The organism is Streptomyces sp. 8K308 (assembly GCF_004348315.1).
Lineage (GTDB): Bacteria > Actinomycetota > Actinomycetes > Streptomycetales > Streptomycetaceae > Streptomyces.
On the sequence record NZ_SMKC01000048.1, the window covers coordinates 18,833 to 33,823 of the forward strand.

Consider the following 14,991-nt stretch of genomic DNA (forward strand, 5'->3'; position numbering starts at 1 on the left):
TCGCGTTGCCCGCGACTCGCCCCCCCAGATACCTCGCGTCAGCATGCGTTTACTCTACTGACGCCCACTGACAATCAGTTCGGGATCCGCAGGACCAGCCCGCGCACCAGCGGCGACGCACCGCCGACGATCCTTCCTCACGCATGCCAGACTGGTTCTCATGATCCGAGAGCCCGCCGAGGTAACCATCGATGAGAACGGTCGGGTCGAGCTGCCCGTGGGCCTACTGGCGGAGGCCGGCCTTGGATGCGGCAGCCGTCTGCTCGCCTATAGCGCGGGCGACGGCCGCATCGTGCTACGTCGCGCTGAGGACGCCGTCGCCGACCTTCTGGGAGATGGCGACCTGTGAAGCACGCGTCTTAGGAGCCGTGACCCGGCGCCGCGCCCTCACAAGGGCGATGATCTTGTCAGCCGCCTCCGATGGGTCCTCGTGCTCCCAGACCCGCACAGGCAGCCACCCCGACTGCTCCAACAGGCGGTTGGTCTCGGAATCCCTCGCGCGGTTCCCCTCGATCTTGTCTCGCCAGAACTCCTCGTTCGTTCCCGGCCACCGGCAGTGATCCGGACAGCCGTGCCAGAAGCACCCATCCACGAACACGGCCACCCTCACGCCGGGGAAGGCCACGTCAGCGGTTCGCCGCACACTCGCCATAGGGCGATGCGAGACGCGGTATCGCACGCCCCGCTCATGCAGGTGTTTGCGTAGGAGCTTCTCCGGGGTCGTGTCACGTGATCGGTTACCCCGCATGGAGGCACGAACCGAGCGGCTCGCCGCCCAGGACGACGCCGGCGTTTCCTCCTCGGGCAGCACGTGGCCACGCTCGATTGCCCTGCGCCAAGCCTCGGCGAGGTTCTCGCGTCGGGTGGCGTGGTCGACCTCCCCGAGGTACACGGGCTTTCGCGTGGTCCCCCTGTCCGACCAGCGCAAATAGGCCCGGATCCGGCGGGTCTTGGTCAGCATCTTAAGCTCGACGGACGCGCGCGCTCGGCGGCCATCGCCCAAGTCTACCCAGCGCCGGTCCGGCCCGCCCGCGGCTTTGTCCTGCTCCGCCGTCGCTTGAGCCCTCGTCCTGCCAGGCCGCCCTTTCCAAGCCCGCTCGGGTGGCTGCTTGTCCTTCCAGCGGGCCTGGCGTGGAGTCGCTTTCGCGGAGGTCACCGTGTGCTCCGCGCGTTGTCCAAGGCGGTAGCCACTGCCTTAGCGAAGACCTCACCCAACAGAACGGGAACGGCGTTCCCGAGTTGACGCATCTGCTCTCCTCGTGGACCCTCCAGCACCCAATTGTCCGGGAACGTCATCACGCGAGCCGTCTCCCGGACGGTCATGTACCGGTGCTTGTACCTCCATCCGCCCGGAGCGGAGGGGTCGCGAACGCGGTCGTCGGTCAGCATCACCGACTCACCGCCCGGCACCCCGTGGACGCCCGCCTTCACCGTTTTCGCCGGGCGGTCCAGCTCGTTGGGAGTGTGCCCCTTGTAGATGCGCGCGCCGGGCCAGCCGATGTGGTTCGTCACGCCTCCCAGGTAGCGCTCCTGTCGGTCGAGGTGTGCCCAGGGAACGGGCGGCAGGGGCGGCTCACCGTTCAGTCCGGCGAGCGCGTCACGGAATGTCCTCCAGGGAAGGAGTGACGCCTCCTCGGTATCGAAGGCGGTCTGCTTCGGCAGCTCCGCCATGACTCGATCGCGGACGTGGTCCGGCACTTGGTGGCGGTCCCAGTAGTCGCCCTCCCGCATGGAGCGGACCAGGGCGGCATGTGAGTGGGTGGGCTTCACGCTCCGCTCGAACGCCTCAATGTCCACCCCGAGGTCTCGGCGGAAGGCGACGATGATCACCCGGTTCCTGACCTGCGGCACCCCGTAGTTCGCCGCGTTGACGTTAGTAGCGACGACGTCATAAAGCTCGTGGCCTCCAGATGGGTCGGAGGTACGGCCGGCCTTCAAGTCGGCATCGTAAGCACGCAGGAGCGCGTCGTGCTCCTGCCACGTGCTGTCCGGATCGCGTTCCAGGTACGGATAGGCCAACTCCCGCAGGATGTATTGGAAGTAGGGCTCGAAGGACTTACGCCGAAGACCGACCACGTTCTCGCAGATGACGGCCTTCGGCTGGATCTCGCGAACGGCACGGAACATCTCTGGGAACATGTTCCGCTTGTCCTCGTCCCCCTTGGCGATCCCCCCCAGGCTGAACGGCTGACAAGGCGGCCCGCCAGCCAGCACGTCAACCTTGCCACTCAGATACTTCATGTCGAGCCCGCGGACATCGCCTTTGACGAGGGGGACGGGGCCGCCAGGCTCCGGGATCCACTCCTCCGGGCCCCGCTCCTTGGCGCCGTTCGCCTCCAGCGTCTCGCAGGCGCGTGTGGCGACCTCGCTGTAGAGGAGCGGCCTGAAACCCGCCCGCCCGACGGCCATGGCCAAGCCGCCACCGCCGGCGAACAGCTCCACCGCCGTACGGTCAGGAGATCGTTCTTCTTGCTGCTCAGACATTGTAAAACCATACCGCGGAGTAGGGCTCTTGGGAAGGGTGATGCACTGAGCCATCACCTGAGTCAAGGGGGCGCGTTGGGTTTATAGGCGTGCGATACCGCCAGACGTCCCGCGTTTTTTTCGCGCCCCACGTACCCGGCAACAGTCCCGCCTGGCGAGGCACGGTGGCCAAGGAGAGGACAGGCACGGATTCAGCCGCCTACGGGCGGGTCGACCCAAAGGTGCGCTCTCGGCCAACTACGACAGTGATCTCCGGACCGCGTCGACCAGTACAGCCGCACGCACGTCGTCACCGCCCGTGATGATCTTGTTCATCGCGTATCCGAAGGCAACACCATGCTCCGGATCGGCGAAGGCGAGCGACCCTCCTCGGCCCGTGTGCCCGAATGACCTCGGCCCGATCATCGGGTTGCTCTCGGTGGGCAGCATGTACCCGGCGCTGAAGCGGCTAGGGATCAGCATGACCTGGTCCTTACCGTTGGCCTGCTCCTCGGTCGCCGACGTCAGGGCGCTCGGGGAGAGCAGGCGAACTCCGTCCACCTCGCCGATCAGCGCGGCGTACATGCGCGCCAGCGCGCGTGCGGTGCCGATGCCGTTGGAGGCCGGGAGTTCCGCGGCCTGTACCTCCGGTGAGTCGAAGTCGATCTCGGAAGGGTCGGTGACAGCGTACGCCCTGTTGCTGAATGAGTTCGGGTCCCGCCATGCGCCGACCTGCTCGCGGAGTTCCTCGGGCACCGACTCGGTGGGCAGTGTGGTGAGGTCGACGTCGGGCCGCTGGTGCACCATGCGGCTGACTCGATCGCGCTCGCCGACGGGCAAGCCGATGAAGAAGTCCAAGCACAGCGGGGCCGCGATCTCGTCGGCGAAGAAGCGGCCCGGTGAGCGGCCGGACACCCGTCGGATCACCTCGCCGACCAGCCAGCCCCAGGTCCGGCCGTGGTAGCCGTGCGCTGTGCCCGGAGTCCAGAGGGGGCGTTGCGCGGCCAGTGCAGCCGTCATCGGGTGCCAGGCCAGCGCATCCTTCAACGGCACCGGCTGGTCCAGCGCGACCAGGCCGGCCTGGTGGGATAGGAGCCAGCGCACCGGGATGTCCGCCTTGCCGTTCGCGGCGAACTCCGGCCAGTACTTCGCGACGGGCGCGTCCAGGTCGAGTGCTCCGCGCTCGGCCAGCATGTGCACGGCGGTGGCGGTCGCTCCTTTGGTCGCCGAGTAGACCAGTTGCAGCGTGTCACGCGTCCAGGGATGACCGGTTTCGGCGTCGGCCACGCCACCCCACAGGTCCACCACCGGTCGGCCGTTCCGGTACACGCACACCGCCGCGCCGAGGTCTCCGTGCCGGGTGAAGTTCTCCATGAACGCCGCCCGCACCGGCTCGAACCCGGGGGCCACCTCACCGTTGATCGTCGTCATGTCGGCCATCCTGGCAGTCTTGCAGCCCTCTTCACCGAGACGGCTCGTCCCCGGTGGTCAGACGGTCGACATCAAACGGCGACGGACAGTTCCTGCAGACGCTCGCGGAACTCCCGAACGGGAGGTACGGACTTGTGCGGCTCCAACCGCGTGGAGAACTCCTTGAGGCGGTTCAGGGCCCGAACGGAGCTGACACTGTCCTCCAGCAGTCCGGCGCCGTAGTTCGCGGCGTCCAACGCACCCTCCAGGTCACCACCGGCGAGCCGCGCCTCAGCCAGACGGCTTGACCGCACCGCCTTGTCCCGGGGGGCGGCTCTCGTCACGGACGTCTCCAGGGAACAGGTCGCGCGTTCCACCTGCCCCGAGCGCAACAGGACCTTTCCCTCGGTCGACCGCAGTTGTGCCTCGCCGAACCAGTCGAGCCAGTCAGGGTTCTCATCCGTCACGTGGCGCTCCCACAGGGAGGTGGCACGGTTGAGTGCCGCGCCGGCCTCGCGGTGGTCGCCGTCGCGTGAGAGCGCCTCTGCCTTGTGCAGGTAGAGGAACGACTGGGTACAGGGCGACAGAGAGCGTGGCGCGTTGTCGATCGCGGTCGAGATGAGGTCGACACGCTCAGCGGTGCGCCCGGCCTCGGAGACGTGCACGCCCATCTCCGCGAGGATGAAAGCGCCGAAGGCGTCGTCGGCGGCGGTGCGGGCGCTGCGGAGGGCGCCGACGTAATAGCGCTGGCCTGCGGATCGTAGACCGGCGTCGTAGGCCATCCATCCGGTCAGGTGCGACACGCGGGCCGCCAGCGCGTACAGCCGGAGCCTGACCTTGTCGGTGTAGCGGCCACCGCTGAGGAGGCCGGTGACTAGAGCCAGATCGCCTCGCGCCTGTTCCAGCAGCCGCGCGCCGCCAAGCTGGTCGTCGAGCGTGCGGAGGGTGCTGATGCGCTGCTCGATCGTCGAGACCATCGTGTCCGTGACCCGGTCACCGTTGAGCGCCGTGGCCATGGCGGACGGCGCATCTACCCAGCTTGCCGCGAGACCCGTCAGAGCGGCTCCCGTGATGGTCAGGAAGCCTCTGCGATCCATCCGTCCACTCCCCACCAGATCGGACAACGCCTCGACGGTACCGGCCTCTGTCCAGGGAGCGGTAAGCCCGGTCACCTCCCAGACCGGGAGCCAGCGGGGCCATCCCTCCGTACGAGCCTGCTCATACGGGACGCCCAGCAGGTCGGCCAGGACACGCTGGGCGTCCGCGTCCGGCTCCTGACCCTGTGCCCACTTCCAGACAGTCGTCCGGTTGGTCGCCAGCGGGATACCGAGCTTCCTCCCGTGCTCCTGCATGAGCCGGGCGAATTCGGCCTTGCCCCATCCACGCGTCTGGAGGAGGAAGCTCAGCGGATGGACTGCTAACGGCTGGGCAGGCACGTCATCACTCCTGTCACCCCCTCAAGGCGTAGCTGTGAGGCTACGTCTCGTGTCCGGCTACGGGGAGGGCGTCCCCAGGGGAAACCCCCTAGAAACGTTCCGACGGGCCGGGGTAGCGGCGTTGACTGGGTATCAGCCGCCAGCGAGCGCCCAGCTGAACGCTTGCGGGGCGGTTCCTCAGATCGGCGGCTCCATTCCCGCGCCCCCCGTCGGGGATGGAGCCGCTCTCCAGCTCTTCGGAGGCGTCCGCCATGCCCACGCTCGTCCATCGGTTCGACCTCGCGGGTACCGAATCCGAGGTGCCCCTGGCTCGGCGCGAGATCGTCGACAAGGTACGCGCATGGAGTGTGCCGCCGGACGAGGAGGCTGCCGACGCCGTCGGACTCGTCGCCTCCGAGCTCATCACCAACGCCGTGGTCCACGGGGCGGGGCCGATCACCGTCACCCTTTCCCACCGGCCTGGTCGCTTGGTGATCGATGTCCTGGATGGCGACCCGTCGGTTCCTCGGCCCGGATGTGCCCAGGCGGACGACGAGCATGGGCGCGGTCTGGCGCTGGTCCGACTACTCGCGGCGCACTGCGCCTGGGAGCCCGCCGGCCCCGGTAAGCGGGTATGGGCCGAGCTGGCGCTACCCACGGTGGTTGAGGGAAAACCTGCCGCCACCGGTCCGCGTGGCTTATTCGCGATGTGGGCCAAGTGCCGGGGCGGAGTCCAGTCCGAGTTGCTGACGGTGGCAGTCGCGTGACGGGGAAACACGCAGTACGGGCGGATCCGTCTCCGGACCGCGATGTGGTCTTCCGCCTCACCCGCCGCGACATCGACCCCGTCACAGGTGAGCCGACGGCCTACGCACTGTGGGACCGGCATGAATGGCAGACCCACGGCGAGTGCTGGCTGTGGTGCGGCCGTGACGACGTCGAGGTGACGTGGATCGGGCCCGTCCGCTCGAGCGGCATGCACGCGGCTCTCTTTGCGTGCCGCGCCTGCCTGTACGCACTGGATCAGCGTGTCCTGGAGGCCAACATGCGCCAGGACGCGGCCGTCCTCCCGGTGAGCAACCAGGCCGCCTGGTCGTAGGCGCGGAGTCCGGGCTCACCGAGCCCCCCAAAGACCGCCGCCTCACGGAAATCCATCTCTCCCACGGCCGTGAGGCGGCCATGACCTTCCGCCGGATCCCCGGCGGGAGACCCGAAGAGGAAGGAGCACGAGGTGGAAGAGCGCACGGCACCGCCTCCGGCCCGTAGCGGCCTGCTGATGGCGGTCGAGGAGCTGACCGCCGTGCACGACCGGTACGACAGCCTTCGGTCCGACAACGCCGGAAGCTCCGGCGATGCGCCGTGGCCGGGCGGCGACGGCAACCTGCACGACAGCGAGTAGGCACGCACGCACCAAGCGGCGGGGGCCGGCACGACTGGCCGTGTCGGCCCCCGCCGTGTCCGCATCAGGCGACCACACCGTTGGAGGCACAGCGATGGAACATCGATTGATCACCGCGATTGAGACAGCACTCGGGTGGAGCGGGGCCGAGGAGCTGGGCAAGGGCTTCGCGCGGGGCGGTCTGGACGATCCCGCGCTCCTCTCCCGCCTCCTGACCCCGAACCGGCTGCTCGACATTGCCATGCGCAGGAGCCTGAACCGCCCCCAGTTCCGGTGCTTCCAGAAGGGTGTGGAGGTGCACCCGGCCGTCTACTACACCGACAGCGTCAGTCCCCGGGGCCAGAGCATCCCCATGGTCAACATGCGCAGCCTCGGAAACCTCCTGCGGGAAGGCTCGACGCTCATCCTCGACCAGGCCAACGTCTTCGACCCGACGATGGAGGTCGCGTGCAGGGCGCTGCAGTGGTGGTCCCATGAGCGCGTGCAGGTCAACGCGTACCTGACGACGAACGACGCCGCCGGCTTCCCCCTGCACTGGGACGACCACGACGTCGTGATCGTGCAGCTCGCCGGGGAGAAGGAGTGGGAGGTGCGCGCGGCTTCCCGTAAGGTCCCCATGTACCGGGACTCCGACCCCAACGGCACGCCGAGCGACGAGATCATCTGGTCCGGCGTGATGAGGACAGGCGATGTCATGCACATCCCCCGAGGCTACTGGCACCAGGCGACCCGGACCGGCAGCGGCTCGGGGAAGAGCCTCCACGTCACCTTCGGCATCACCAAACGCACCGGCGCCAGTTGGCTCGCCTGGCTTGCCGACTGGTGCCGCGAGCACGAGATCTTCAGGCACGATCTGGACCGCTGGCACGGCCCCGACAGGGCACCTCTTACCGAGGCCGCCACGACGCTGCTCGGCGAGCGCTCCCCGGCCGCTTACCTGGCCGCGTACGAGCAACAGACGACACTGCCTCGGCACGTGCCCTTCCTTGACATTCTCGGGCCGCTGGATGCCGTGGTGTGCACCACCCACTTCCCTCCCCGGATCCAGGAGAGCGGGGAGACCGTCGACGTCTTGGCCTCGGGGAAGAAGCTGACCCTCGCGGCCAAGGCTCTGCCGGCGCTGCGTTTGCTCCTGAGCGGTAGGCCGGTCGTGCTGGAACAGGCTGCGACCCTCGTCGGGGCCGAAGTGGCGGAGGTCGCCGAGATCCTGGTGGAGGAGGAGTTGTGCGCGGTCCTGACCCCCGAGTTGTCCTCGGGCTACACCGGTCTCGTCACGAACGCCGGCTCCTGACCGGCGCGCTGGATCTGGGCGTCACTGCGCTCGACACCAGCACCAACTACGCCAGCTTCCGCTCGCACCAGATCCTGGCTCGGACAGCCGGTGACCTGCTGCCGAAGTTCACGGTCTCCACGAAAGTCGGCTACTTCCCGGGACCCGATGGGGCGGAGCACTCCCTGGATCCCGTGCGGCTGAAGGCGGCCGTGGAAGAGGCGGCCAAAGACCTCGGACGTGCGCCGGACATTGTGTTCCTGCACAATCCGGAACAGTCGCTCCGGGAAGCCGTGCCGTACAACAAGGATCTGCTAGCTGCGGCGTGTACGGCCCTGGATGACGCAACAGCGAAGGGGCTGTGCACCGCGTGGGGCGTCGCGTCGTGGGATCCGTCCCCGCTTCTGAGCATGGTCGCGCCGGCCGTGCCGAGGCCGTCGGTCCTCATGGTCCGCGCCGGATTGCTGGTCGGAGCCAGAACGCTGGACGCAGCGGACACCCTCATCGACGCCTGGGATCTCAGCGATGGCGAAGTCTGGGGGATGAGCCCCTTTGGGGGCGCCACCAGTGCCTCCGTGTGGGACAGGGTCGACCCGTGCCTCTTCCTTCAGGCCGGCGGCCGGCTGTCCCGCGTACAAGCAGCGTTCAGAACCGCCTACCACCTCCCGCGGGTTGGCTCCATCGCCGTGGGCACCGACGAACCGGCCCACTTGGGGGAACTCGTTGGAGCGCTGGCAGGCCAGGTGGAGGAGCGAACCGTGCAGGAGTACCGGAGGCTCCTTCGCGACCGCTCGGGTGATCAGTCCTCCTGAAGGTCCTTGATGACTTGCCCGGCCATGCGCCGCGCGGGCTCCAACCGAGGATCCTCCGGGTGCGCGTACGGCCCGAGGATCTTCGAGCAGACGAACAGCGTCATCAGCTTGCCGTCCCGGCTCTCCAAGTCCCGCCGACGCTCCTGCCGTACACGATCGGCCAGAGACGGGACGGCAAGCGAGCTCCCCCACAGCGAGGCGGAATCAAGCCCCTGTGGGGCGTTCCCCCAGTCCTCCCAGTCGAAGAGACTGAACACCGGCGCCGTCACGTTGGCCCAGTTGAGGTCGGCGTGGGCCGGCAACCAACGCTGGACGGTCGTATCGAAGTCGCCGGAAAAGACAGCTCGGATGGACTCAGTGACCGACGCCTGGGTGATGGTGTCGGTGTCAGGGGTAGCGACCCGCCTCGTCTGGTGCGCTGCCAGCGCGTCCAGAGAGGCGCTCAACCCATCCCACCACTCGTCCGGGAGTTCGGGGTCCTCACTCAGAATGGCGCTTCCGACGGGAGCGGCTGGCAGGAGGTCGGTTTCGTCAGCTCGCCACATGACCGGTTCGCCAACGTCCCGCCAGACCACGCACCCCCGCCATGTCGGCTGGGTGACGCCATCCAAGCGGGCGGCGCATTCGGTGCCGTTCCATCCTTGATCGGCGATCTTGTCGAGCAAGCGTCGCTCGATGCGGACCCAGGTATCGCGGTCTGTCCTGGCTCCCACGGACCGGCGCTTTCGTACCACCGTACCCGGGAGGAATCGCACCTGCAGAGACCGCGCGACGCGATCCAGAACCTTGTCAACCGGCTGTACGCGTAGGTCAACAGCCTGACTCGTGGAGACCGAGAGCGTCATACACGCGACCGTAGCAGCGGGGCGGCGAGAGGTAGCCCAACACGAGGAACCAGCGGCTACGTTCGGCTACTTCCAGTACCTCACGGGACGTGATCACATGAGTCTGTTCACAGGAACCGCCGGCTACTACCGTCAGTTCCGCCCCGGCATCCCGGAAGACGTCGCCGACACCTTGGACAAGGCCGCTCCGTCCCGGTCCGGGGGTCGGCGTCGCCTGCTGGACGTCGGCACCGGCACCGGACTGGTCGCCGAGGCACTGCTCGACCGGTTCGACGACATCATCGCCATCGACAACGATGCCGACATGCTGACTGTGGCGGAATCGGCGCTGCGCCCGAAGCTGCCCGAAGGCACGCACCTGTCGCTCATCGAGAGCACCGCAGAGGACTTCGTGCCACCCGCCGGCTGGAAAGCCGACCTGGTCACGATCTGCCGTGCGTTCCATTGGCTCGACCAGCCCGCCGTCCTGGCCCACCTGGACGATCAGGTCGCACCCGACGGTCTGGTGGCCATCTTCGGGGACACCAACTTCTGGACCGCGACCAGTCCGTGGAAGGAAGCCGTCCGGGACGTCGTCAGGAAATTCCTGGGCGAGGAACGGCGCGCGGGCTCCGGCACCTTTCAGCATCACAACCGCCGTACAGCGAGATCATGGAGGAGTCGCCCTTCGATCGGGTGGAGGAGGCGCGGATCCCCGTGCGCCGCACCTGGACCGCCGAGAGCATCCTCGGCTACCTCTACTCCACCTCATTCGCCGCACCCCATCTCTTCGGCGACCGGCTGCCGACACTTGAGACCGCAGTCAAGGAGCGGCTCGCGGCCCTCAGCGAGGACGACACCTTCCCTGAGGAGAACGAATTTCTGATCCGCTTTGGGCGGCGGAGTGGGAGGTGAGTGCGGCGTTGCGAGACGCGGCTTGGCGCGGCGCGTAACACGCCGTGTGAGAACCTCGGCGCTTAGGGTCAGGTACATGACCGCACGGGAGCGCGTTGTCGTAGTCGGGGGTGGGGTGGCAGGGCTCACCACCGCCGTCGTTCTCGCCGAGGCCGGGGCGTCGGTGCACGTGATCGCCGAGCAGGTGCCTGGTGTCACGTCGCTGGCGGCCGGGGCGATGTGGGGTCCGTACCTGGTCGAGCCGAAGGACAAGGTCGAACAGTGGGGACAACGGTCCCTGGAGATCTTCCGGCATCTGGCTCAGGACCCGGCGACGGGCGTCCGGCTCACCAGAGGCATAGGCGTCCCGGACGGCTGAGGCCGCGCCGGCCTGGGCCACGACCCTTCCGGGCTTCCGGCCGTGCGCGCCTGCCGAACTCCCGACAGGGTTCACGGCTGGCTACCGGTTCACCGTGCCACTGATCGACATGCCCACCTACCTCGACTACCTCCTGCGCCGGCTGCATGATGCCGGGGGAGTGATCGAGCAGCGACGGCTGACCTTGCTCTCGGACGTCGGTCCGGCCTCGATGATCGTCAACTGCGCGGGCCTCGGGGCACGCGACCTGGTTCCCGACCCTGCCCTTCGACCCATCCGTGGTCAGCATGTCGTGGTCACCAACCCGGGGCTGACCGAGTTCTTCTCAGAGGACACCGGGCTCTCACCGGATCTGCTCTGCTTCTACCCCCACGGTGACACCGTCGTGCTGGGCGGCACAGCGATCGACGGCGAGGGCGTCCTTGCCCCCGATGACAACGCGGCGGCCGGCATCCTCGCCCGCTGCGCCGAGGTCGAACCCCGCCTCGCCGAGGCCCGCGTCCTGGAGCACAGGATCGGCGCTCGGCCGACCCGCGCCACGATCCGTGTGGAGAGCGGCCGGTGGGAGGACGGCACCCTGGTCGTGCACAACTACGGGCATGGAGGCGCCGGCGTCACGCTGTCGTGGGGGTGCGCCGAGGAGACTCGGGCGTTGCTTTTCCGTCAAGTGATCTAGGCGTAGAGGAGCAGACGTTGCGACGTCCGGCGCGCGGGATCGTTCAGGGAGCTCCAGCCCGCTTGTAGCCGACCCAGAACCGGCCACCGGCCTGCCTGAGCACGTCGTCCACGACGGCCGTGAGGGGCTCTACTGTCCCGCCCAGTACCTGCTGTAGGCCATGGTGGAGGCGTGTGCTGAGCCCCGGTGCGGTGGTCCCCAGGCGGCGTGCCAGCCACTTCCCACCGCCTCCCCAGGAACCGCCAACGGCCAGCGCGAGCTCACCGGTGCGTCGGACCAGTTCGGTCGAGATGAACAGGCGCTCGTTCTGGTCGTTGCTTCCCGCGAGGTCGTCCAGGAGGTCGGTGATCGCGTAGCGGCGGTCATCGATCTCTTCCGCCGACGCCGGGGGTGGTCCGGAGGCGGTCAGCTTCCGGGCCTGTGCAGCGAGGAGTGCTCCGAGTCCGTCGGTGTCGAAGAGCAGCTGCCCGTCGGCGCACATCCACAGCAGTGGTGACCGGCGCTTGCGTAGTTCCCGTTCGACGTAGGCGTGCCACGTCGCCTCGGTGTGCACGAACATCTCCACCGGCCAGTCGGCGTATTGGAGACTCGCGCGGTACGGGGCTGGGGCTCCGTGGAGCAGGACCACGATGTCGAGGTCCGACGTTGCCGTGCGGCGGCCCGTCACGACGCTGCCGCCCAGGAACGCGGCGCGCGCTTCGGGGTGCTGTTCAGCTACGACGGCGCGTGCGGCCTCGATCGCATCCATGCGGCAACTATCCGCACGGCCCTCGCCGCACGCACGTCGTTTTCCGCGGTTGGACTGCAATACCTTGCACTTTGCGTCTCAGTTCACCGGGGGCAGACAGCAAAGATCCACGAATGGCTGGCCAACGCTGCAGCGGCATGTGAACCTAGACGACCTTCTCGTAAAACACCAGGTCAAAGAGGTGATTGCCCGTGACTACGGCGTCCTCGGGCCCCGGATTCTCCACCACTGTCGAGGCCCTGCGGCTGCGTGAGTGGCTGCTCGGCCCGGGCCAGGCCACGCTTGTGATGGATCAGTTCTCCGCCGACGACTTCCACCTGGTCGTGGACGACCGCGCGGACGTGCATGTCAATTCGAAGGACGGTCGCTTCTACCTTGGTTGGTTCCCGCTCGGGCGTCCTGGCACCGACGGCGAGGGGTGGAAGATCGCCGTCACCGGAACGGCCAAGGTGCGCGGCTACCAGATTTCCTTCGATACCGAGACGCCGGCGGATGTCGTGGCCGCCGCGGCCGCTCGCGTGCTGGAGACCTCCCAGCGGGTGTGACACCCAGAGGCTCGAGTCGGCGCTCGTCGTCTGTCTGGTGAAGGCGAGACGGGGTAGCCCACGGGTGAGCAAGGTGCGGATGGCGCCGTACGCCTGGTACGTCTTGCCCGTGCCCGTGGGGCCGGCGATCAGCAGCGACGGGCCTTCGGCGATGCCCGGTCCCCCGGGGCCGGGGCGTCCGGCGCGGGCGATCTCGTCGGCCCAGGCGGTGACCTTCGGGTGGTCGGCCAGGGCTCGGCGGTATCGGGCGGGGATCCTGGCGTCGGCGAGTTCCAGCGCGGTGACGGGCTCGGCGTGCCCTTCCTCGACGGCCGCGCTGGCGAGGTCGATGCCGCGACTGGCAAGGATGCCGTTGAGCCGGTCGGCCAGCGGGCCGACCCGGTGGGGCTCGCGGGTGAGGGTGGCGGTCAGAGGTCACCTCCGTAGGCGGCTTCGACATCGGCGGGGTTTGTCCACGCCCTGTGGACAACCGGCGCGGCGGGCGCCGCGTTCATGGCTTCGTGCACGAGGCTCGGCAACGTGCTGGGGTGCAGGCCCTTGGCGCGGTGCAGTCCGAGTCCGGCCCGGATGTGATCGGGGGCTATGCCCTCGTCGAGCAGCTTGCGCACCTGCTGGCCGAGATGGCCCAGGACGTCCTTGGGTGGCCGGTGTGTGCAAGCGGCGGCGTACTCGGCGATGAGCTGGTTGGCCGAGACGGCGCGAGGTGCGGGGGCGCTCGCGCCCCCCGAAGGGGTATCTCCTAGATCCATGATCCTAGGTCCTAGATCCGGACCGTGAGGCGTCACCGCTCCGGCGCCGAGCCCTCCCTGCTTCATCACGGAGGACTCCGTGAAATCGTCCTGACCTGCAGGTTCGCCATTCGGAGCGGGATTCACCGCAGGGTTGCGTACTTGCCCTGAGCCCTCACGGAGGGCTCCGGGAGACAGCGGTGCGGGCTCCGTGACGCCAGCCCCCGCAGCCGGCGTGCCGACGCCGGACGCGGGGGCTGGCGTGTCGTGGCGCGGGCAGGCTGGCAGGCGGCTCGCGCTGGGGCGGTTGATCTTCTGATGCTGCCGCCAGGTGACGATGTGCAGGTAGCGCTTGTCATCCGTGCCCTTGTAGCGGCATATCAGCCCGGCGTCGGCGAGCTGGGCGAGGTCCTGCTCGACGGCGGAGGGCGTGTGTTCCGGGCGCAGGACCCACAGTTGCCCGGCGATGATCGCGGCGTGGTCACGGTGGCGGCCCTGGTCGTCAGCCTGGGTGAGAGGCCGAAGAAGGTGCGCTCGGCGGTCAGGGAGACGGCGGCCAGGGACTCGGAGACGAAGGCTTCGGGCTTGATGGTGCGGATTCGTGCCAAGAGGGGTGGTCCTCACTCGGTGGCCGGTGGGCTGGGTGCCCACGGTTCACCGTCGGTCGGGGGCGGAGACGGGTGTGAAGGGCGGGAATGTACGGCCGTTGACGCGGGAGCGTTGATGGCCGCTCGCGCTTTCCGGGGTGTCGTCAACATAGCCACACCCGCAGCGCGCAAGTCCAGCCCTATCCGGCGCAATCTCTCACGGCAGAAATGCCGCTGGAAACCGAGTCGGCGAGGGCGGTGCGAAAACGGTAGGGCACGATCGGCGGTTGACCAAATAGTTGCCCCGAGTCCCGAGCCGGAAGGATCACATCCGGAAGCCGTTGACACCCCGCGAGCGGCGAAGCTACAACACAACACCCCATGTCAGAGAGGGTCTCTTGTGTTGGGACCCGTTCGGGTATCCGGCCTTGCGCAGCACCCCGACCACCTCGCTCACCGATTGAGCGCGGCGCAACATAGCCGACGATCGCCGGTTAACCAAACCGGCGAATGCACGCTACAACTGGAGCCATGGCAGCACGATCTCTGGAAATAGGACCCGCAGGAATGCTGGCGGCTCGCACCATCGAAATCCTCCGCACGGAACGCGGCCTTGGGCAGCGCCAACTCGCCGCGCGACGTACCGCTTTGGGCCGTCCTATGTCCAACACAATGCTGTCCCGCATCGAACTCGCCAAGCGGCGATGCGATATCGACGACCTCGTCGCCATCGCCGCAGCCCTGCAGGTGTCACCCGCCGCCCTCCTCCAGGGGCCGGGTGCCGCCTGAGCCGCCCACGCAGCCCTCCCCAACCTCCCGACCAGGAGCCGCCCCCTTGCAC

Annotated in this window: 14 protein-coding genes and 4 pseudogenes; 10 read left to right on the forward strand and 8 right to left on the reverse strand. The window is 68.1% G+C overall.

All coding sequences use genetic code 11. The features are described from left to right. Positions 1–295: 295 nt before the first annotated feature. The 4 genes from E1265_RS10220 to E1265_RS10235 form a co-directional block, all read right to left on the reverse strand. Complete coding sequence (locus tag E1265_RS10220) at positions 296–961, reverse strand: very short patch repair endonuclease (protein ID WP_243740665.1); 666 nt, start codon at positions 959–961, stop codon at positions 296–298. 191 nt (positions 962–1,152) lie between these two features. Then, positions 1,153–2,442 carry a DNA cytosine methyltransferase gene (locus tag E1265_RS10225; protein ID WP_243740666.1) on the reverse strand — a complete coding sequence of 430 codons (1,290 nt, stop codon included), beginning with the start codon at positions 2,440–2,442 and terminating at the stop codon, positions 1,153–1,155. A gap of 279 nt (positions 2,443–2,721) precedes the next feature. Then, on the reverse strand, positions 2,722–3,894 hold the full coding sequence (locus E1265_RS10230; RefSeq protein ID WP_132929944.1) for a serine hydrolase domain-containing protein: 1,173 nt from the start codon (positions 3,892–3,894) through the stop codon (positions 2,722–2,724). A 71-nt stretch (positions 3,895–3,965) separates the two neighbouring features. Beyond that, positions 3,966–5,309 carry a transcriptional regulator gene (locus E1265_RS10235; RefSeq protein WP_132929945.1) on the reverse strand — a complete coding sequence of 448 codons (1,344 nt, stop codon included), beginning with the start codon at positions 5,307–5,309 and terminating at the stop codon, positions 3,966–3,968. A gap of 251 nt (positions 5,310–5,560) precedes the next feature. On the opposite strand from E1265_RS10235, the gene E1265_RS10240 reads away from it, so the two are divergent. The 5 genes from E1265_RS10240 to E1265_RS10255 all read left to right on the forward strand — a co-directional run bounded on the left by E1265_RS10240 (position 5,561) and on the right by E1265_RS10255 (position 8,769). Beyond that, complete coding sequence (locus tag E1265_RS10240) at positions 5,561–6,055, forward strand: ATP-binding protein (protein ID WP_243740667.1); 495 nt, start codon at positions 5,561–5,563, stop codon at positions 6,053–6,055. Beyond that, positions 6,052–6,387 (forward strand): hypothetical protein, encoded by a 336-nt coding sequence (locus E1265_RS10245; protein ID WP_243740668.1) that lies wholly within the window; start codon positions 6,052–6,054, stop codon positions 6,385–6,387. The genes E1265_RS10240 and E1265_RS10245 overlap by 4 nt, the downstream gene beginning before the upstream one ends. 132 nt (positions 6,388–6,519) lie before the next feature. Next, a complete protein-coding gene (locus E1265_RS36960) occupies positions 6,520–6,687 on the forward strand; it encodes a hypothetical protein (RefSeq protein ID WP_004939628.1) in 168 nt (55 codons plus the stop codon). A gap of 94 nt (positions 6,688–6,781) precedes the next feature. Next, positions 6,782–7,978, forward strand: a complete 1,197-nt coding sequence (locus tag E1265_RS10250) for a cupin domain-containing protein (RefSeq protein ID WP_132929947.1) — start codon at positions 6,782–6,784, stop codon at positions 7,976–7,978. Next, entirely contained in the window at positions 7,912–8,769 is an 858-nt protein-coding gene (locus E1265_RS10255) for an aldo/keto reductase (protein ID WP_132929948.1), read from the forward strand. The genes E1265_RS10250 and E1265_RS10255 overlap by 67 nt, the downstream gene beginning before the upstream one ends. Here the strand turns inward: E1265_RS10255 and E1265_RS10260 are convergent. Then, entirely contained in the window at positions 8,757–9,614 is an 858-nt protein-coding gene (locus tag E1265_RS10260; protein WP_132929949.1) for a hypothetical protein, read from the reverse strand. The two genes, E1265_RS10255 and E1265_RS10260, sit on opposite strands and share 13 nt — an antisense overlap. 97 nt (positions 9,615–9,711) lie before the next feature. Here E1265_RS10260 and E1265_RS38830 point away from each other — a divergent pair. The 3 genes and pseudogenes from E1265_RS38830 to E1265_RS10270 all read left to right on the forward strand — a co-directional run. Beyond that, positions 9,712–10,071: pseudogene (locus E1265_RS38830) on the forward strand (class I SAM-dependent methyltransferase); the annotation flags it as partial. A 194-nt stretch (positions 10,072–10,265) separates the two neighbouring features. Continuing rightward, on the forward strand, positions 10,266–10,508 hold the full coding sequence (locus E1265_RS38835) for a hypothetical protein (RefSeq protein ID WP_243740669.1): 243 nt from the start codon (positions 10,266–10,268) through the stop codon (positions 10,506–10,508). 76 nt (positions 10,509–10,584) lie between these two features. Then, positions 10,585–11,542, forward strand: a pseudogene (locus E1265_RS10270) (FAD-dependent oxidoreductase). A 43-nt stretch (positions 11,543–11,585) separates the two neighbouring features. On the opposite strand, the gene E1265_RS10275 reads toward E1265_RS10270, so the two are convergent. Then, positions 11,586–12,290: a nucleotidyltransferase domain-containing protein gene (locus E1265_RS10275; protein WP_132929950.1), complete on the reverse strand. Its 705-nt coding sequence runs from the start codon at positions 12,288–12,290 to the stop codon at positions 11,586–11,588. Between the two features lie 191 nt (positions 12,291–12,481). Between E1265_RS10275 and E1265_RS10280 the strand changes: the two genes are divergently transcribed. Further along, positions 12,482–12,835: a DUF317 domain-containing protein gene (locus tag E1265_RS10280; protein ID WP_132929951.1), complete on the forward strand. Its 354-nt coding sequence runs from the start codon at positions 12,482–12,484 to the stop codon at positions 12,833–12,835. A gap of 15 nt (positions 12,836–12,850) precedes the next feature. On the opposite strand, the pseudogene E1265_RS38840 reads toward E1265_RS10280, so the two are convergent. Further along, positions 12,851–13,246 (reverse strand): annotated as a pseudogene (locus E1265_RS38840) (ATP-binding protein); the annotation flags it as partial. After that, positions 13,243–14,171 (reverse strand): annotated as a pseudogene (locus E1265_RS10290) (hypothetical protein). The pseudogenes E1265_RS38840 and E1265_RS10290, both read right to left, overlap by 4 nt. A gap of 510 nt (positions 14,172–14,681) precedes the next feature. On the opposite strand from E1265_RS10290, the gene E1265_RS10295 reads away from it, so the two are divergent. Continuing rightward, complete coding sequence (locus tag E1265_RS10295) at positions 14,682–14,939, forward strand: helix-turn-helix transcriptional regulator (protein ID WP_132929952.1); 258 nt, start codon at positions 14,682–14,684, stop codon at positions 14,937–14,939. The last annotated feature ends 52 nt before the right edge of the window (positions 14,940–14,991 follow it).

Excerpts from the sequence above, each read along its gene's own strand:
- E1265_RS10230 (WP_132929944.1), bottom strand. The coding sequence starts at position 3,894 with ATGACGACGATCAACGGTGAGGTGGCCCCCGGGTTCGAGCCGGTGCGG.
- E1265_RS10260 (WP_132929949.1), bottom strand. The coding sequence starts at position 9,614 with ATGACGCTCTCGGTCTCCACGAGTCAGGCTGTTGACCTACGCGTACAG.
- E1265_RS10240 (WP_243740667.1), top strand. The coding sequence starts at position 5,561 with ATGCCCACGCTCGTCCATCGGTTCGACCTCGCGGGTACCGAATCCGAG.
- E1265_RS10220 (WP_243740665.1), bottom strand. The coding sequence starts at position 961 with ATGCTGACCAAGACCCGCCGGATCCGGGCCTATTTGCGCTGGTCGGAC.
- E1265_RS10275 (WP_132929950.1), bottom strand. The coding sequence starts at position 12,290 with ATGGATGCGATCGAGGCCGCACGCGCCGTCGTAGCTGAACAGCACCCC.
- E1265_RS10250 (WP_132929947.1), top strand. The coding sequence starts at position 6,782 with ATGGAACATCGATTGATCACCGCGATTGAGACAGCACTCGGGTGGAGC.
- E1265_RS38835 (WP_243740669.1), top strand. The coding sequence starts at position 10,266 with ATGGAGGAGTCGCCCTTCGATCGGGTGGAGGAGGCGCGGATCCCCGTG.
- E1265_RS10295 (WP_132929952.1), top strand. The coding sequence starts at position 14,682 with ATGGCAGCACGATCTCTGGAAATAGGACCCGCAGGAATGCTGGCGGCT.